Source organism: Streptococcus infantis (assembly GCF_000963255.1).
GTDB lineage: Bacteria > Bacillota > Bacilli > Lactobacillales > Streptococcaceae > Streptococcus > Streptococcus nidrosiense.
Genome location: NZ_JYOV01000019.1, coordinates 50,322 through 67,567, shown reverse-complemented (window position 1 = coordinate 67,567; position 17,246 = coordinate 50,322). Strand labels below are relative to the sequence as shown.

The window sequence follows — 17,246 nt, the reverse complement described above, 5'->3', positions numbered from 1 at the left end:
TAGGGGGAAGAAAATTTTCATATAAAATGATATAATGAAGAGTAGCTTTTTTATGGAGAGGAGGCCTAGAATGAATTTTCAGCAATTATCTAATCTTCAATACTGGTCTAGTTTATTTTCCAGTCCTTGGAGTATTCTGATAAATGTGATTGATATTCTTATCGTTGCCTATATCTTATACCAATTTACAAAATCAATTGCAGGAACCAAGATTATGATCCTGGTTCGAGGTGTTTTAGTGTTTATCTTAGCTCAGATAGCAGCAAATACCCTAGGCTTAACAACTATTTCCTGGTTGATCAATCAATTGATTACTTACGGTGTTATCGCAGCGGTGGTTATTTTCTCTCCAGAAATTCGGACAGGTTTAGAGCGATTAGGACGTGCGACTGATTTCTTTTCAAGTACACCAATGAGTTCAGAAGAACAGATGATTCAGGCCTTTGTTAAAGCAGTTGAATATATGAGCCCGCGAAAAATTGGAGCACTTGTATCAGTTCAGCGTGTCAGAACCTTGCAGGAATATATTTCCACGGGGATTCCTTTAGATGCTAAGATTTCTGCAGAACTCTTAATCAATATCTTCATTCCAAACACACCTTTACATGATGGTGCAGTCATTATAAAAGGTGATCGAATAGCTGTAACATCTGCTTATCTTCCACTTACTGAAGACACTGGTATTTCTAAGGAGTTTGGAACGCGACACCGTGCAGCCATTGGTTTATCTGAGGTTTCTGATGCTCTCACTTTTGTGGTATCAGAGGAAACTGGAGGTATTTCCATTACCTATAATGGTGTCTTTAAGCATGATTTAACGATGGAGGAGTTTGAGGAAGAACTACGTCGTATACTGATTCCGGAAAATTCACAAGAGCCAAGCTTAACAGAGCGTATATTAGGAGGCTGGAAGAATGAAAAAAAATAGTTTATATATCATCTCCTCACTCCTCTTTGCTTGCGTTTTATTTATTTACGCTACCTCTATTAATTATCAAAATAATAATAATGCAAGACCGGCTCGAACAGAAACCTATACCAATACGGTCGTAAATGTACCAATTGATATTCAGTACGATAGTGAGCAGTATTTTATTAGTGGTTTTAGTTCAGAAGTAACGGTATTTTTAACTGGATCCAATCGAGTGACCTTGGCTAGTGAGATGCAAGAAAGCACTCGTAAATTTAAGGTTACTGCAGATTTAACACAGGCGACAGAAGGAACCGTTGAAGTTCCCTTGACCATTGAGAATCTACCAAGTGGTTTAACAGCCCTAGCAACACCGCAGAAAATCACCGTTAAAATTGGGAAGAAAGCAACACGGGATAATTTACCAGTCACTCCACAGATTGACTCTGGTAAGGTTGATGAACGAATTCTTATCGATAGTGTGACTGTTTCAGATGAACGCGTTTCGGTTACTAGTGATGTTGATACCTTGTCTAAGATTGATAAGATTGTGGCTATTTTACCAACTAGTGAAAAAATTACAGGAAATTATACAGGTTCAGTTCCTCTACAAGCTATTGATAAGAATGGAACAGTTTTACCAACGGTGATTACACCGTATGAAACAACCATGAAGATAACAACGAAACAAGCTAGATCAGCAAGTAGTTCTAGCTCAGCAACGACAAGCTCATCTTTGGGCAGTTCGTCTTCAACTAGTTCTGAAACCAAGTCAGACTCTTCAAAAAAAGATTAATAAAACAATAGAAAAGGATAAAAAAATGGGTAAATATTTTGGAACGGACGGAGTCCGTGGAGAAGCAAACGTAGAACTTACGCCAGAATTAGCTTTTAAATTGGGACGTTTTGGAGGTTATGTTCTCAGTCAACATACGACTGAAGCACCAAAAGTTTTTGTAGGACGTGACACTCGTATCTCAGGTCAAATGCTAGAAGCGGCTTTGATTGCTGGTCTCCTTTCAGTCGGAATTCACGTTTATAAACTAGGCGTTCTTGCAACACCAGCAGTAGCTTATCTTGTTAAAACTGAAGGTGCAAGCGCAGGTGTTATGATTTCAGCAAGTCATAACCCAGCCCTTGATAACGGAATTAAATTCTTTGGTGGTGACGGCTTTAAACTAGACGATGACAAAGAAGCAGAAATCGAAGCCTTGCTAGATGCCAGTGAAGATACTCTCCCACGTCCAAGTGCAGAGGGATTAGGTACGGTTGTTGACTACCCAGAAGGTTTACGTAAGTATGAATCCTATCTTGTTTCAACTGGAACTCCTCTTGAAGGGATGAAGGTTGCCTTGGACACTGCTAACGGAGCAGCTGCAACCAGTGCTCGTCAAATTTTTGCAGATCTAGGTGCTCAATTAACAGTTATCGGTGAAACACCAGATGGCCTTAACATCAACTTGAACGTTGGTTCAACTCATCCAGAAGCCTTGCAAGAAGTTGTAAAAGAAAGCAAATCTGCCATTGGTTTAGCCTTTGATGGGGATAGTGACCGTTTGATTGCTGTTGATGAAAATGGCGAAATTGTCGATGGTGACAAGATTATGTACATCATTGGGAAATATCTTTCTGAAAAAGGTCAATTGGCTCAAAACACGATTGTGACAACAGTTATGTCCAACCTCGGTTTCCATAAGGCCTTGGATCGTGAAGGGATCAATAAGGCAGTCACTGCTGTTGGAGACCGCTATGTAGTTGAAGAAATGAGAAAATCTGGCTACAATCTCGGTGGTGAGCAGTCAGGTCACGTTATCTTGATGGACTATAATACTACTGGTGATGGTCAGCTTTCAGCAGTTCAATTGACGAAGATCATGCAAGAAACAGGTAAGAGTTTGTCTCAATTGGCCTCAGAAGTGACAATTTATCCACAAAAATTGGTCAATATCCGTGTGGAAAATGCCATGAAAGAAAAAGCTATGGAAGTGCCAGCTATCAAGGCTATTATCGAGAAGATGGAAGCAGAAATGGCAGGCAATGGTCGCATCCTCGTTCGCCCAAGTGGAACGGAGCCACTCTTGCGTGTCATGGCTGAAGCCCCAACCACTGAGGAAGTAGACTACTATGTAGACACTATTGCTGAAGTTGTTAAAACTGAGATTGGTATTTAGTAAATCTAGCAGAAAATAAAAAAATATGGTACAATGGCAACTATATTGTACCAATGGAGATGAAAATGAATTTAAAACGTGAACAAGAATTTGTTAGTCAGTATCACTTCGATGCGCGTAACTTTGAATGGGAAAATGAAAATGGAGCACCTGAAACTAAGGTTGATGTAAACTTCCAGTTGCTTCAGCATGATCAAGAAAATCAAGTTACCTCTTTAGTAGTTGTTTTGAGCTTTATGATTGTCTTTGATAGATTTGTCATTAGTGGAACGATTTCTCAAGTCAATCATGTTGAAGGTCGGATTGTCGACCAACCAAGTGATTTCAGCCAAGAAGAGGTTGAGACACTAGCTCGTCCATGTTTGGATATGCTTAATCGTTTGACTTATGAAGTAACAGAAATTGCCCTTGATTTACCGGGAATTAATTTGGAGTTTTAAGAAATGAAATTAGCGGTCATAACAGACTCATCTGCTTTTCTACAAGCGGAAACCTTGCGGAAAGAAGATTTATTTGTGCTAGACATTCCTGTGAATATCGATGGACAGGAGTATGTTGAAGGTGTAAATCTAACCGCTCAAGAATTTTATGAAAAAATGGCTTCAGCAAGCGAATTGCCAAAAACGAGTCAACCAAGTATTGCCAAGTTGGATGAAATTTTATCATCATTGAAAGATAAAGGCTATACACATGCTTTGGGGCTTTTCCTATCTTCTGGAATTTCAGGATTTCACCAAAATATCCAGTATATGAAGGATGAATATGAAGGGTTAACCATTGCCTTTCCTGATACCCGTATTACAAGCGCTCCCCTAGGCTATATGGTTGAGAGTGTCTTTAGATGGGCAGAGCAAGGAGAAGAGTTTACTACCATTTTAGATCAGTTGGAAAATCAAATCCAGAAAACTTCAGCCTTTATCATGGTGGATGATCTTGACCATCTAGTTAAGGGGGGACGACTCTCTAATGGTGCAGCCATTTTGGGGAATCTCCTTAGTATCAAGCCAATCCTATATTTCAATGACCAAGGTGTGATAGAAGTATACGAAAAGGTTCGTACAGAGAAAAAGGCTACAAAACGCTTGGTTGAAATTGTTAAAGAAGCAACAGCTAATGGGAATTACCAGATTACTGTCATTCACGGGAACGCTCCTCAAAAAGCAGCAGATTTGCGCCAGCTTTTAATCGATGGTGGAGTGGCTACAGATGTTTCAATTGCAACCTTCGGTAGTGTTATTGGGACTCACCTGGGAGAAGGAAGTATTGCTCTGGGCTATACACCCATAATCTAGACTATTTTTCATGGACAGCTAAGGTCCTTTGTATCTTAGAATTGAACACGCCTGGAACTCTGTGTGAAAAAGATAGTTCTTTTAAGGAGTAGACACTCCTTGATCAGAACTCCTATTTTCACTTTGAGTTCTTACAGGCTTTGTATCTTAAAAATTGAACACGGACTACCTACCTCTTGAAAAAAGATGCCTGTCTTGCCTTTCGTGTATAGTCAGCGCCATTCCTTATTTTTCATGGGCAGCTAGGGTCCTTTGTATCTTAAACAGGAGTAGAGATTGAGATGAGTATTCGAGTAATTATTGCTGGTTTTAAGGGGAGAATGGGACAATCTGCTTGTCAGATGGTTTTGTCTGATCCTGAACTTGAACTAGTTGCAGTATTGGATCCTTTCGAAACTGCAACAGAATGGCAGGGAATTCCAGTATTCAATGATAAGAATGACTTGGCAGGCTTTGAAGCAGATGTGTGGGTGGACTTTACAACACCAGCTGTTGCCTATGAGAATACCCGTTTTGCGCTTGAAAATGGTTTTGCTCCTGTCGTTGGAACAACAGGTTTCACTAGTCAAGAGATTGAAGAACTAAAAGAATTTTCTCGTTCTAAAAACTTGGGTGGCTTGATTGCTCCTAACTTTGCCTTGGGTGCTGTCTTACTCATGCAATTTGCGACACAAGCTGCAAAATACTTCCCAAATGTAGAGATTATTGAGCTTCACCATGACAAGAAAAAAGATGCTCCTAGTGGAACAGCTATCAAAACAGCTGAGTTGATGGCAGAGGTTCGTGAGTCTATCCAACAAGGTGCTAGCGATGAGGAAGAACTCATTGCAGGTGCACGTGGAGCTAACTTTGATGGTATGCGAATCCACTCAGTCCGTTTACCAGGTTTGGTAGCTCATCAGGAAGTTATATTTGGAAATCAGGGAGAAGGATTGACCCTACGTCATGACTCCTATGATCGTAGCTCCTTCATGACAGGGGTGAATTTGGGAATCAAAGAAGTTGTCAAGCGTCATGAGCTTGTCTATGGATTAGAACACTTATTATGAGATTAACACAAATGCCTTCTGAATTTCAGAAGGCTTTACCAGTATTAGAAAAAATTAAAGAGGCAGGCTTTGAAGCCTATTTTGTTGGAGGCTCTGTTAGGGATGCCCTACTCAATCGTCCCATCCATGATGTAGATATCGCGACGTCATCTTATCCAGAGGAGACCAAGCAGATTTTCCCTCGTACAGCTGACATTGGCATTGAGCATGGAACAGTTTTGGTTTTAGACGGAGATGAAGAGTACGAAGTAACCACTTTTCGAACAGAAGATGTCTATGTAGACTACCGTAGACCAAGTTCAGTTTCTTTTGTTCGTTCGCTAGAAGAGGACCTCAAACGACGTGATTTCACAGTTAATGCCTTTGCCTTAGATGAGATGGGCGAAATCATTGATTTGTTTGATGGTTTGAGAGATCTAGAAAATCAAGTCCTGCGAGCAGTTGGTGTAGCTAGTGAGCGTTTTAATGAAGATGCTCTACGCATCATGCGTGGATTTCGTTTCCAAGCCAGTCTTGGTTTTGAACTCGAGCAAGAAACCTTTGAAGCGATGAAGACCTTAACGCCACTCTTAGAGAAAATTTCTGTGGAACGTACTTTTGTTGAATTTGATAAACTTCTACTAGCTCCTCATTGGCGAGTAGGTCTGTCTTCTATGATTGCAAGTAAAGCTTATGATTATCTTCCAGATATGGCTGGTAGTCAGGACAAACTCCAATCTTTGTTTGACTTAGAGGCTGATTTTACCTTTGAATCTTCTGAGCAAGCCTGGGCAGCACTTTTATGGGTTTTAGAAGTGGAAGATGCTCAACAATTTTTGAAACATTGGAAAACTTCGCGTCAATTTGCCAAGCAAGTTCAAGATTTGCTAACAATCTTAGAACTTCGTGAAGAAGGAGAACTAAGCAAGCGCGATTGTTACCGCTTTGATCTAGATTTGCTTTTACAGGCTGAAAATCTTCGCCGAGCTCAAGGGAAAGAAGTCAATCCGCAAGCTATCACAGAAACCTATGAGAGTTTGACCATTCATGATAAGAAAGAAATGCAAATCAATGGTGGGATTTTGATCAAAGAATATGGCTATCAACCAGGACCAGAAATGGGAGAAATTTTAGCAGAAATTGAGTATGCTATTGTGGATGGAGATTTGGAAAATAACCTGGAAGCCATCCATGCCTACTTGAGGGAGAAAAAATGAGTGATTTTATTGTTGAAAAACTAAGTAAATCTGTAGGAGACAAGACTGTCTTTAAGGATATTTCCTTTATCATTCATGACTTGGACAGAATCGGTCTTATCGGTGTCAACGGAACTGGAAAAACAACCCTTTTAGATGTGCTTTCAGGAGTTTCTGGTTTTGATGGTGATGTTAGCCCATTTTTAGCAAAGAATGATTACAAAATTGGCTACTTGACTCAGGACCCAGATTTTGATGATAGCAAGACTGTCTTGGATACTGTTCTATCGAGCGATTTGAAAGAAATCCAGTTGATTCGTGAGTATGAATTACTCATGCTCAACTACAGTGAGGACAAGCAGGCCCGTTTGGAAAGGGTTATGGCGGAGATGGATTCCCTCCAAGCTTGGGAAATCGAAAGTCAGGTCAAGACCGTTCTCAGCAAGTTGGGTATTCAGGATTTATCAACTCCCGTTGGAGCACTATCAGGTGGTTTGCGAAGACGGGTTCAGTTGGCGCAAGTCCTTCTGGGCAATCATGATCTTTTGCTTCTTGATGAGCCTACCAACCACTTGGATATTGCCACCATTGAGTGGCTGACCCTCTTTTTGAAAAATTCTAAGAAGACGGTTCTCTTTATCACCCACGATCGTTACTTCCTAGATGCTCTTTCTACGCGAATCTTTGAGTTGGACCGAGCTGGTTTGACAGAATATCAAGGAAATTACCAAGACTATGTTCGTCTCAAGGCTGAACAGGATGAGCGCGACGCAGCACTTCTTCACAAAAAGGAACAGCTTTACAAGCAAGAATTGGCATGGATGCGTAGACAACCACAAGCTCGTGCAACCAAGCAGCAAGCACGTATCAATCGATTCCATGACTTGAAAAAGGAGGTTTCTGATACTAGTGTTGAGACAGACTTGAGCATGAATTTTGAAACTAGCCGTATCGGTAAAAAGGTCATCGAGTTTAAGGATGTTTCCTTTGCCTATGACGACAAACAGATTCTGCAACATTTTAACCTTTTGGTTCAAGCCAAAGACCGTATCGGAATCGTTGGGGACAATGGTGTTGGTAAGTCAACTCTTCTCAATCTCATTGCGGGAAGTCTCGAGCCAACTGAAGGAGAGGTTATCATCGGTGAGACAGTTCGCATCGCCTATTTCTCTCAACAAATCGAAGGTCTGGATGAAAGCAAGCGAGTTATCAATTACCTACAAGAAGTGGCAGAAGAGGTTAAGACTAGTGGTGGCTCTACGACCTCTATCGCTGAATTGCTAGAACAGTTCCTCTTTCCGCGTTCAACACATGGGACCTTGATTGAAAAGTTATCTGGTGGAGAGAAAAAACGCTTGTATCTCCTCAAGTTGCTCTTGGAAAAACCCAATGTGCTTCTTTTGGACGAGCCAACAAATGACCTTGACATTGCGACTTTAACTGTTCTAGAAAATTTCTTACAAGGTTTTGCAGGTCCTGTCTTAACAGTTAGTCACGACCGCTATTTCCTTGATAAAGTTGCGACTAAGATTCTTGCTTTTGAGAATGGTAGCATTCGTCCTTTCTTTGGGCATTATACCGACTACCTAGATGAAAAAGCCTTCGAAGCAGAAGCGACAAGTCAAGTTCAAAAGGCTGAGAAGGAAAAAGTCGTCAAAGTCCGTGAAGAAAAGAAACGCATGACCTACCAAGAAAAGCAAGAGTGGGCAAGTATTGAAGGTGACATCGAAGCCTTGGAAAACCGTATCTCAGTCATTGAAGAGGAAATGCAGGCCAATGGCTCGGACTTTGGGAAGCTAGCTACTCTTCAAAAAGAGTTAGATGAGAAGAATGAAGCCTTGCTTGAAAAATATGAACGCTATGAATATTTAAGTGAGTTGGCGTAATGGAAGAAAAAATTATCAAATGGAGCAGTAAGAAAATCATTTGGACTATTGTTCTCTGCTTCCTTGAGTTAGCTTTTCTTCTTTGGATCCTATCTTTTATGATGACCTATCCCAAGGAGGCACCTGTGGGATTGGTGGCATTAAGACTCTTTGTCTTATTCTTAATCATCATTGTTGGATGGATTTTGTATGAACGTTTGCGACTTCTTTTTTCAGATAAAGAGTATTTGAAATGTACGGCCCAAGGTTTTTCCTATAAGCCACATCCTAAAAAAGATTGGCAGTTTTATTCCTGGGGGCAAGTAGAAACATTTTCTCTAATGAGAATCAAGGGTGGTAGAAGTTCAAGGGATTTTTATACTATTGAAGTTCATTTTTATGACAAGGATTTTATAAAATCCAACTCTTTATGGAATTGTCTACGAAGTAGATTTTTGACTGCAAAGCAATCAAATGTTTTGAAAATCCCAATCTATTTGCTGGATGTTGGTTTACCACGCAGAGTATTTGAAACCATGTCCTACTTTGAGCGAGAGTGGCGCATCGAACAAAATCGTCAACGCAATCAAAACTCTAAAAGCAAAAAGAAGAAATGATTTTATTAAGCGAGCAATAGTTATAGATCTGATTAGAAGCCTTGGACTCAGTTTCCAGGGTTTCTTTCTATTTCTCTTTTCTAAGATTTATGGTATAATAGGGAGTAAAAACTTAAAAAGAAAGAAATGCTATGAACTTAAAAGATTACATTGCAAGTATTGAAAATTATCCACAAGAAGGAATTACATTCCGTGATATAAGCCCTTTGATGGCCAACGGCAATGCCTACAGCTATGCTGTTCGTGAAATTGTTCAATATGCTACTGATAAAAAGATCGATATGATCGTAGGACCAGAAGCGCGTGGATTTATCGTTGGATGTCCAGTCGCTTTTGAGTTGGGAATTGGTTTTGCACCTGTGCGTAAACCAGGAAAATTGCCACGCGAAGTCATTTCAGCTGACTACGAAAAAGAATATGGTGTTGATACTTTGACTATGCACGCAGATGCTATCAAACCAGGTCAACGTGTTCTCATCGTAGATGACCTTTTGGCAACAGGTGGTACTGTGAAAGCAACCATCGAAATGATTGAAAAACTTGGTGGTATCGTAGCTGGTTGTGCCTTCTTGATTGAGCTTGATGAGCTTAAAGGTCGCGAAGCTATCGGAGATTACGATTATAAAGTGCTTATGCATTATTAATGAAAAACAGTCCCTAGGGCTGTTTTCTCTTCATCTGATATAAAAAAAGGCTATATCTAGTTAGAGAAAAACTATAATTGAAAACTATATCTTCTTACAGTATAATAAAGGGAAGGACTTTCGTCAGCTGATTTTTCATTTGACGACTGTATGTTCGTTTGAGCCTAGAATTGATACAGTAAGGAGATTTCCATGCCGATTCGAATTGATAAAAAATTACCAGCAGTTGAGATTTTACGAACGGAAAATATTTTCGTCATGGATGACCAGAGGGCGGCTCATCAGGATATTCGACCACTGAAAATTCTGATTTTAAACTTGATGCCACAGAAGATGGTTACAGAGACTCAGCTTTTACGACATTTAGCTAATACTCCTTTGCAGTTAGATATTGATTTCTTATATATGGAAAGTCATCAGTCGAAAACAACTCGTTCTGAGCATATGGAGACTTTTTATAAGACCTTCTCGGAAGTTCAAGACCAGTATTTTGATGGCTTGATTATCACAGGAGCGCCGGTTGAGCATCTTCCTTTTGAAGAAGTGGACTATTGGGAGGAATTTACTCAGGTCATCGATTGGTCAAAGACACATGTCTTTTCAACCCTGCATATTTGCTGGGGAGCACAGGCTGGCCTCTACTATCGTTACGGCGTAGATAAACACCAGATGGCTCAAAAGCTTTCGGGAATTTATCCTCAGGATGTTTTAAAAGAAGGTCATCTTTTGTTGAGAGGTTTTGATGACTTGTATGTGTCTCCTCATTCTCGTCACACAGAAATTCTCAAAGAAGACATTGTAAATAAAACCAATCTAGAGATTTTAGCATCTGGAAAAGAGGTGGGAATCTCTATCCTTGCAAGCCGAGATTTAAGAGAAGTTTATAGCTTTGGGCATTTGGAGTATGATCGTGATACGCTAGCCAAGGAATATTTTAGAGATCTAGATGCTGGTTTAGATCCCCATATACCAGAAAATTATTTCAAAAATGATGACATCCATGAACTTCCTTGTATGCGTTGGAGTTCCTCAGCAGCTCTCTTTTTCAGTAACTGGGTAAATTATGCAGTTTACCAAGAAACGCCTTTTGAGTGGAAGAGTGCAGAAGAAGATGTGTCTCATTTTGGATATTTATAAGAGGAATTATGACATATTTAGATGCTTTCAAATCAGGGAACTTGGTGCTACCAAGTGCTCTGCTCTTAAACTACAATCAACTGTTTTCATCAAGCGATGATTTCTTAGTTTGGCAATTCTTTTACCTACAAAATACAACAGCTTTAGGGGAATTGTCCCCAAGCCAGATTGCTGAGAAAATTGGAAAGCAAGTCTTTGAAGTCAATCAAGCGATTTCGCGCTTGACAGAAAAAGGCTTACTTCAATACCGAACCATTGAACTCAATGGTGAGATAGAAGTGATTTTTGATGCGACTTTAGCTTTAGAGCGCTTAGACCAACTTTTTGAAAAGCAAGAACCAAATCAAGTGGTACCTGCTAAAAATGATTTGAAAGACTTGGTGGAAACCTTCCAACAAGAGTTAGGTCGTCTATTAAGTCCTTTTGAAATCGAAGATTTAGAAAAGAGTTTGAAAGAAGACGGAACCAGTGCGGACCTGATCAAAGAGGCCCTACGTGAGGCTGTTTTGAATGGAAAACCAAATTGGAAGTACATCCAAGCTATCCTAAGAAACTGGCGTCATGAAGGTATTAAGAGTGTAGTCCAGGTAGAGGCTAAGCGTCAGGAGAGAGAAGCGACTAATCCTCAAAATGTTCAAGTTTCTGCAGATTTTCAAAATGCTATGGATCTTTGGAAAGACTAATTTTAAGTATTGATAATAGAAAAAAATGCCTACAGGCTAGAAAGAAAATCTAGCTTGTGGGCATTTTTTGTGTGTTTTATACTCAATGAAAATCAAAGAGCAAACTAGGAAGCGAGCCGCAGGTTGCTCAAAACACCGTTTTGAGGTTGTGGATAGAACTGACGAAGTCAGTAACACATATACGGCAAGGAGAAGCTGACGTGGTTTGAAGAGATTTTCGAAGAGTATTAATTGATTAGTTAGCCAGTCCCCAGACGCTAAGAGAGCGTTCTGTAACTGGGAAATCTCCATAGCCTTCAGCATTGATGGTTACTTGGTCAGGATGGTTACCAAGCAAATCAACAAAGGTTTGGTCAGCCCATTCTTGACCGACAAACATGGTTTTGCAGTTTTCTTTAGCATTAGAAATCACGATGGCAAGTGGCGATTGATTTTCAGCTCCTGAACGGACCCAACCGATACAATTAGGGTCATCAAAGTAGTCCGTTTGCTCTCCATAAGCCAACTCTTTTCGAATAGCTAGCAAACGGTCAAGAACATCTTTGAAATCTTGCTGAGCATATTGACCAGAAATACCGTAGTAGTCTCCATAAAAGACACATGGGAGCCCCTGCTCTCGCAAAAGAATGAGGGCGTAGGCTGCTGGTTTAAACCATTCTTCAACAGTGGATTCAAGAGCCTGGCCACGTTGAGTATCATGGTTATCGACAAAGGTTACAGCTCTTTCTGGATTGATTTGCACCAGACTATCTTCAAAGATGGTTGTCAAATTATAGTCTTCTCCAGCCTTGCTTGCTTCAAAGAGATTTTGGTGAAGGCGAACATCGACAAGATCAAAGCGTTCTTCAATCTTTTCAAGGTAATCCAGATTTGCTTCCTTGTCTGGATTCCAGAATTCTCCAAAGACATAGAAATCTTGGCCATATTTTTCTTTGATATCGCGAATGAAGTTGCGCATAAAGAAAGAGTCAATGTGTTTAACTGCATCCAAACGGAAACCTGTTACGCCAGTCGTTTCCATAAACCAATCAGCCCAGTCGTAAATATTTTGTATCACTTCAGGATGTTTGAAATCTAGATCGGCATACATAAGATAGTCGTAATTGCCATTCTCATTGTCGACTAATTCCTCATGAGCCCAGCCTTTATTATCACCTTGTATCAGATAGATACCAGACTTACGGCGTTTAGCATCGTAGTCAGTTCCAGTAAAGTGGTACCAGTGCCAGTGGAAGTCATTGTAGGTGTTTTGTCGTCCATCAAAGGTAAAACCAGTCCAGCCATTGATGGTAAAAGGTTCTCCTAGTTCCACAGTTCGATCTTCTGGATCCACTTCTATTACTTGGAAAGATTCTAAATGGTCAGCGGCTGCCTTATGATTTAAGACGATATCAGCCATTGGTTGAATCCCATGAGATTTTAAAGTTTGGATGGCATGAAGATAGTCTTCTTTAAAGCCATACTTGGTACGTACAGTACCCTTCTGATTAAATTCTCCAAGGTCAAACAAGTCATAGACGCCATAACCAACATCCTTTTCATTTGTTGCTTTAAAAGCAGGTGGCATCCAAATGTGACTAATACCTAAGTTGGCTAGGTGTTCAGCGTCGTCAGCTAGGCGTGTCCAGTGCTGACCGTCGTGGGGCAGATACCACTCAAAATATTGCATTAGGGTTTGATTCTTCATAGTTGATCCTCTTACTTACAGTGATGAGAATTATTGTAGCATAAAGCTAATGAATACGCAAACGTTTGCGTTGTAATTAAACTCTTTGAATTTTATGTCTATTTTTCAACTGGAAGTGTTGAAATACTATAAAAGAAAAATAGTAGGACTAATGGGAGGAAAAATTCTCTCAGATAGGGCAAGATGATGGATGAATCAATAGTTTCTATTTTGTGAATTGTCACAAAATTTGTTATAATAGTATTTATGAATAAAGTATTCGTCAGTAGACGTGTTGAAAAAAAACTAAACCAAGGTCTAGTACTTTTGGAGGAAATTGATTTTCCAGAACTATCTGAAACTGATCAAGAAGTTGAGTTATTTAGTCAAAACAAGCAGTTTTTGGGCATGGCTTATTTATCTCGTCAAAATAAGGGGATTGGTTGGTTTGTAACGAACCAGAATCTTTCTTTTGACCAATCCTTCTTTGAAAGTTTGTTTGAAAAAGCCAAACAAAAACGTTCTTCTTACTATCAAGATGAGTTGACAACTGCCTTTCGTTTGTTTAATCAAGAAGGCGATGGCTTTGGTGGAATGACTTTGGATCTCTATGGAGATTATGTTGTTTTCTCCTGGTATAACTCCTATGTCTATGGGCTTCGCCAACAGATCCTAGCAGCCTTTGCTCAGGTTTTCCCAGAAGTCTTAGGTGCCTATGAAAAGATTCGTTTTAAAGGTCTAGACTATGAGTCTGCCCATATCTATGGTCAAGAAGCACCAGAAAATTTTACAGTTCTTGAGAATGGCGTCCTCTATCAAGTTTTTATGAATGACGGTCTTATGACAGGCATCTTCTTGGACCAACATGAAGTGCGTGGTAGCTTGGTTGATGGTTTAGCTATGGGAAAATCCTTGCTTAATATGTTTTCCTACACAGCAGCATTCTCAGTTGCTGCAGCAATGGGAGGCGCTAATGAAACAACCTCTGTAGATCTAGCCAAACGTTCGAGAGAACTGTCAGAAGCTCATTTTCATGCCAATGGACTCAGTCTTGACAATCATCGTTTCATTGTTATGGATGTCTTTGAATACTTTAAATACGCTAAACGTAAGGGCTTGTCTTATGATGTGATCGTTCTAGATCCACCTAGCTTTGCCCGTAATAAAAAGCAAACTTTCTCTGTAGCTAAGGACTATCACAAGTTGATTTCCCAGAGTTTAGAGATTTTAAATCCGGGAGGTATGATCATTGCTAGCACCAATGCTGCCAATGTTTCCCGTCAAAAATTTATAGAACAAATCGACAAAGGATTTGCAGGAAGAAAGTACCAGGTTCTTAATAAATATGGACTTCCAGCAGACTTTGTCTACAATGAAAAAGATGAAAGTAGTAATTACCTTAAGGTGATTAGCATGAAGGTAACTAAATGAAATTAGTCGTTTCAGTAATGCCAAAGAGTTTAGAAGAGGCGCAAGGAATCGATGCCATGCGGTATATCGATGCTGATATCATTGAGTGGCGTGCCGACTTCCTACCAAAGGAAGCTATTTTACAGGTAGCTCCAGCTATTTTTGAAAAATTTGCAGGTCGCGAACTCCTCTTCACCCTACGTACTCGTGCTGAGGGAGGCGAGATCGATTTGGATTCGGCAGAGTATGTACAAATTATCAAAGATGTAGCTCAACTCTATCAACCAGAATACATTGATTTTGAGTATTTCTCCCATAAGGATGTTTTTGAAGAAATGCTTGATTTTCCAAATCTAGTCTTGAGTTATCATAATTTCCAAGAAACTCCAGAGAATATGATGGAAATCTTATCCGAGCTAACCAGCCTAACGCCAAAAGTGGTTAAAGTATCGGTTATGGCTCATACAGAACAAGATGTATTGGACCTTATGAACTTTACACGTGGCTTTAAAACACTGAACCCAGAACAAGAATATGTGACGATTTCTATGGGGAAAGTGGGCAAGGTTTCTCGTATTACTTCAGATGTGACGGGTTCTAGCTGGTCTTTTGCATGTCTGGACGAAGCCAGTGCTCCAGGACAGATTTCACTTTCTAGCATGAAAAAAATTCGGGAGATACTAAATGAAGATTGATGGCTACACACGTTTAGCAGCTGTAGTCGCCAATCCTATCAGACACTCCATTTCACCCTTCATTCACAATCAAGCTTTTGAGGCAACCAATACCAATGGGGTTTATCTTGCTTGGGAGGTAGAAGAAACTGACTTGGCAGAAACAGTTGCCAACATTCGTCGTTTCCAGATGTTTGGAATCAATCTTTCTATGCCCTACAAGGAACAGGTGATTCCTTATTTGGATCAATTGAGTGAAGAAGCTCGTTTGATTGGTGCTGTCAATACAGTGGTGAATCGAGAGGGAACTTTAATTGGATATAACACAGATGGCAAGGGATTCTTTAAGAGCTTGCCTTCTTTTAAAATATCTGGGAAAAGAATGGTCTTGTTGGGAGCAGGCGGTGCAGCCAAGGCAATTTTGGCACAGGCAATCTTGGATGGAGTCAGTCAGGTTTCTGTCTTTGTACGTTCGACTTCAATAGAAAAAACAAGACCTTACTTAGAAAAACTACAAAATGAAACAGGGTTTAAAGTAGATTTATTTGCTTTAGAAGATGTTTCTGAACTGCAAGCAAGGATAACTGATTCGGATTTACTGGCAAATGCGACTAGTGTTGGTATGGATGGAGTGTCTCTGCCAATCTCAACAAGTGTCCTTTTGCCAGAGAAGCTCTTGGTCGCTGATGTGATTTATCAACCCTTTGAGACACCATTTTTAAAGTGGGCAAGAAACCAGGGAAACCAAGCTATTAACGGCCTTGGTATGTTGCTCTACCAAGCAGCTGAAGCTTTTCAGTTATGGACAGGCAAGGAAATGCCAACCACTCAAATCTGGGAATTACTAAAACAAAAGTATCAAAAATGAAAAAAGGAGAACTGCTATGAAAATCAAAATAGACCTTCCCCACCATCCTTATGATATTCAGATTGAAAAAGGATGCCTGTCTCAAGCAGGAAAATGGTTGCGGGAACTTTGGCAACCGCAAAAAGTCGTTATCATTACCGATAACCATGTGGCTTCTCTCTATGCAGAAAAAGTTAAATTGAGCCTAGAGGATGCTGGTTTTCAAGTGGCAGTTTTTGACTTTCTAGAGGGTGAAGAGCGAAAAAATCTAACCACAGTTCAAAAGGCTTATGAATTTCTAGTTAAGCAAGACTTGACTCGCAGTGACGGCATCGTAGCTTTAGGTGGTGGTGTCGTTGGTGATTTGGCTGGCTTTGTAGCCTCAACCTATATGCGAGGTATTCACTTTGTTCAAATTCCGACCAGTTTGACTGCTCAAGTGGACTCTTCAATCGGTGGTAAGACAGGAGTAAATACTCCTTTTGCCAAGAATATGGTGGGAACTTTTGCCCAACCAGACGGCGTTTTGATTGATCCAACCGTTCTTGAAACCTTAGGTAAGAGAGAGTTGATTGAAGGAATGGGTGAAGTCATCAAGTATGGCTTAATTGAAGATCCAGAACTCTGGGACTTATTATCTAAAATGGATGGTTCTGTGGAAAGCATATTGGAACATTCCGAGAGTTTGATTGAGCATTCTTGCCAGGTCAAGCGCAAGATGGTAGTCGAAGATGAATTGGACAATGGTATTCGTCTGTATCTCAATTTTGGTCATACAATTGGCCATGCTATCGAAGCGACTGCTGGTTATGGACGTGTTATGCATGGTGAGGCAGTAGCGATGGGAATGGTTCAGGTTTCTAAGGTAGCCGAACAAAAAGGCCTTATGCCAGCTGGAATCACTCAGTCTATCCGAGAAATGTGTCAGAAATTTGGACTTCCTGTGGATTATGAAAACTGGGATGTTGAAAAGCTCTATCAGGCTTTAACCCATGACAAAAAAGCGCGTGGCAACACTATGAAATTAGTCTTGGTACCAGAACTTGGTTCAGCAAGGATTCACCCAGTTTCTCTCGAAGAAATGAAAGATTACTTGGTAAAATAAG

Annotated in this window: 17 protein-coding genes; 16 read left to right on the top strand and 1 reads right to left on the bottom strand. The window is 40.2% G+C overall.

Going from position 1 to position 17,246, the window contains the following annotated elements:
- The first annotated feature begins 70 nt into the window (after nt 1-70).
- The 12 genes from cdaA to TZ96_RS07380 all read left to right on the top strand — a co-directional run bounded on the left by cdaA (nt 71) and on the right by TZ96_RS07380 (nt 11,543).
- The gene (gene cdaA / locus TZ96_RS07435; protein WP_045763531.1) at nt 71-928 is read left to right on the top strand and encodes a diadenylate cyclase CdaA; all 858 of its coding nucleotides are present in this window, start codon (nt 71-73) and stop codon (nt 926-928) included.
- The gene (locus TZ96_RS07430; RefSeq protein WP_045763530.1) at nt 915-1,706 is read left to right on the top strand and encodes a CdaR family protein; all 792 of its coding nucleotides are present in this window, start codon (nt 915-917) and stop codon (nt 1,704-1,706) included. Before cdaA ends, TZ96_RS07430 begins: the two co-directional genes overlap by 14 nt.
- Before the next feature lie 25 nt (nt 1,707-1,731).
- A complete protein-coding gene (glmM, locus tag TZ96_RS07425) occupies nt 1,732-3,081 on the top strand; it encodes a phosphoglucosamine mutase (RefSeq protein ID WP_045763529.1) in 1,350 nt (449 codons plus the stop codon).
- A gap of 65 nt (nt 3,082-3,146) precedes the next feature.
- Nucleotides 3,147-3,521 carry a DUF1149 family protein gene (locus TZ96_RS07420; protein ID WP_045763528.1) on the top strand — a complete coding sequence of 125 codons (375 nt, stop codon included), beginning with the start codon at nt 3,147-3,149 and terminating at the stop codon, nt 3,519-3,521.
- Nucleotides 3,522-3,524: 3 nt separating this feature from the next.
- Nucleotides 3,525-4,373, top strand: coding sequence for a DegV family protein (locus TZ96_RS07415; RefSeq protein WP_045763527.1), 849 nt, complete (start codon nt 3,525-3,527; stop codon nt 4,371-4,373).
- 281 nt (nt 4,374-4,654) lie between these two features.
- Nucleotides 4,655-5,422: a 4-hydroxy-tetrahydrodipicolinate reductase gene (gene dapB / locus TZ96_RS07410; RefSeq protein WP_045763526.1), complete on the top strand. Its 768-nt coding sequence runs from the start codon at nt 4,655-4,657 to the stop codon at nt 5,420-5,422.
- The gene (locus TZ96_RS07405) at nt 5,419-6,618 is read left to right on the top strand and encodes a CCA tRNA nucleotidyltransferase (RefSeq protein ID WP_075230476.1); all 1,200 of its coding nucleotides are present in this window, start codon (nt 5,419-5,421) and stop codon (nt 6,616-6,618) included. Before dapB ends, TZ96_RS07405 begins: the two co-directional genes overlap by 4 nt.
- Complete coding sequence (locus TZ96_RS07400; RefSeq protein WP_045763524.1) at nt 6,615-8,483, top strand: ABC-F family ATP-binding cassette domain-containing protein; 1,869 nt, start codon at nt 6,615-6,617, stop codon at nt 8,481-8,483. Before TZ96_RS07405 ends, TZ96_RS07400 begins: the two co-directional genes overlap by 4 nt.
- Complete coding sequence (locus TZ96_RS07395) at nt 8,483-9,079, top strand: hypothetical protein (RefSeq protein WP_045763523.1); 597 nt, start codon at nt 8,483-8,485, stop codon at nt 9,077-9,079. The genes TZ96_RS07400 and TZ96_RS07395 overlap by 1 nt, the downstream gene beginning before the upstream one ends.
- 131 nt (nt 9,080-9,210) lie before the next feature.
- Nucleotides 9,211-9,723 (top strand): adenine phosphoribosyltransferase, encoded by a 513-nt coding sequence (locus TZ96_RS07390; RefSeq protein ID WP_006145170.1) that lies wholly within the window; start codon nt 9,211-9,213, stop codon nt 9,721-9,723.
- Between the two features lie 192 nt (nt 9,724-9,915).
- Nucleotides 9,916-10,860, top strand: a complete 945-nt coding sequence (gene metA, locus TZ96_RS07385) for a homoserine O-acetyltransferase MetA (protein ID WP_001122704.1) — start codon at nt 9,916-9,918, stop codon at nt 10,858-10,860.
- Between the two features lie 8 nt (nt 10,861-10,868).
- A complete protein-coding gene (locus tag TZ96_RS07380; protein WP_045763522.1) occupies nt 10,869-11,543 on the top strand; it encodes a DnaD domain-containing protein in 675 nt (224 codons plus the stop codon).
- Between the two features lie 235 nt (nt 11,544-11,778).
- Here the strand turns inward: TZ96_RS07380 and TZ96_RS07375 are convergent, their stop codons facing one another.
- Nucleotides 11,779-13,230, bottom strand: a complete 1,452-nt coding sequence (locus TZ96_RS07375; protein ID WP_045763521.1) for an alpha-amylase — start codon at nt 13,228-13,230, stop codon at nt 11,779-11,781.
- 246 nt (nt 13,231-13,476) lie between these two features.
- On the opposite strand from TZ96_RS07375, the gene TZ96_RS07370 reads away from it, so the two are divergent.
- Genes TZ96_RS07370 through aroB form a run of 4 tightly spaced genes read left to right on the top strand, consistent with a single transcriptional unit; the run spans nt 13,477 to nt 17,245 of the window.
- Complete coding sequence (locus TZ96_RS07370) at nt 13,477-14,640, top strand: class I SAM-dependent rRNA methyltransferase (RefSeq protein WP_045763520.1); 1,164 nt, start codon at nt 13,477-13,479, stop codon at nt 14,638-14,640.
- A complete protein-coding gene (gene aroD, locus TZ96_RS07365; protein ID WP_045763519.1) occupies nt 14,637-15,314 on the top strand; it encodes a type I 3-dehydroquinate dehydratase in 678 nt (225 codons plus the stop codon). The genes TZ96_RS07370 and aroD overlap by 4 nt, the downstream gene beginning before the upstream one ends.
- Nucleotides 15,304-16,161 carry a shikimate dehydrogenase gene (locus TZ96_RS07360; protein WP_045763518.1) on the top strand — a complete coding sequence of 286 codons (858 nt, stop codon included), beginning with the start codon at nt 15,304-15,306 and terminating at the stop codon, nt 16,159-16,161. Before aroD ends, TZ96_RS07360 begins: the two co-directional genes overlap by 11 nt.
- Nucleotides 16,162-16,177: 16 nt before the next feature.
- Nucleotides 16,178-17,245: a 3-dehydroquinate synthase gene (gene aroB / locus TZ96_RS07355; RefSeq protein ID WP_045763517.1), complete on the top strand. Its 1,068-nt coding sequence runs from the start codon at nt 16,178-16,180 to the stop codon at nt 17,243-17,245.
- Nucleotide 17,246 lies beyond the last annotated feature (1 nt).

Bases quoted from the DNA above. Each gene is read 5' to 3' on its own strand.
- aroD (WP_045763519.1), top strand. From the start codon at position 14,637: ATGAAATTAGTCGTTTCAGTAATGCCAAAGAGTTTAGAAGAGGCGCAA.
- dapB (WP_045763526.1), top strand. From the start codon at position 4,655: ATGAGTATTCGAGTAATTATTGCTGGTTTTAAGGGGAGAATGGGACAA.
- TZ96_RS07390 (WP_006145170.1), top strand. From the start codon at position 9,211: ATGAACTTAAAAGATTACATTGCAAGTATTGAAAATTATCCACAAGAA.
- TZ96_RS07405 (WP_075230476.1), top strand. From the start codon at position 5,419: ATGAGATTAACACAAATGCCTTCTGAATTTCAGAAGGCTTTACCAGTA.
- TZ96_RS07420 (WP_045763528.1), top strand. From the start codon at position 3,147: ATGAATTTAAAACGTGAACAAGAATTTGTTAGTCAGTATCACTTCGAT.
- TZ96_RS07375 (WP_045763521.1), bottom strand. From the start codon at position 13,230: ATGAAGAATCAAACCCTAATGCAATATTTTGAGTGGTATCTGCCCCAC.
- cdaA (WP_045763531.1), top strand. From the start codon at position 71: ATGAATTTTCAGCAATTATCTAATCTTCAATACTGGTCTAGTTTATTT.
- metA (WP_001122704.1), top strand. From the start codon at position 9,916: ATGCCGATTCGAATTGATAAAAAATTACCAGCAGTTGAGATTTTACGA.
- TZ96_RS07380 (WP_045763522.1), top strand. From the start codon at position 10,869: ATGACATATTTAGATGCTTTCAAATCAGGGAACTTGGTGCTACCAAGT.
- TZ96_RS07360 (WP_045763518.1), top strand. From the start codon at position 15,304: ATGAAGATTGATGGCTACACACGTTTAGCAGCTGTAGTCGCCAATCCT.
- glmM (WP_045763529.1), top strand. From the start codon at position 1,732: ATGGGTAAATATTTTGGAACGGACGGAGTCCGTGGAGAAGCAAACGTA.
- TZ96_RS07400 (WP_045763524.1), top strand. From the start codon at position 6,615: ATGAGTGATTTTATTGTTGAAAAACTAAGTAAATCTGTAGGAGACAAG.
- aroB (WP_045763517.1), top strand. From the start codon at position 16,178: ATGAAAATCAAAATAGACCTTCCCCACCATCCTTATGATATTCAGATT.
- TZ96_RS07415 (WP_045763527.1), top strand. From the start codon at position 3,525: ATGAAATTAGCGGTCATAACAGACTCATCTGCTTTTCTACAAGCGGAA.
- TZ96_RS07430 (WP_045763530.1), top strand. From the start codon at position 915: ATGAAAAAAAATAGTTTATATATCATCTCCTCACTCCTCTTTGCTTGC.
- TZ96_RS07370 (WP_045763520.1), top strand. From the start codon at position 13,477: ATGAATAAAGTATTCGTCAGTAGACGTGTTGAAAAAAAACTAAACCAA.
- TZ96_RS07395 (WP_045763523.1), top strand. From the start codon at position 8,483: ATGGAAGAAAAAATTATCAAATGGAGCAGTAAGAAAATCATTTGGACT.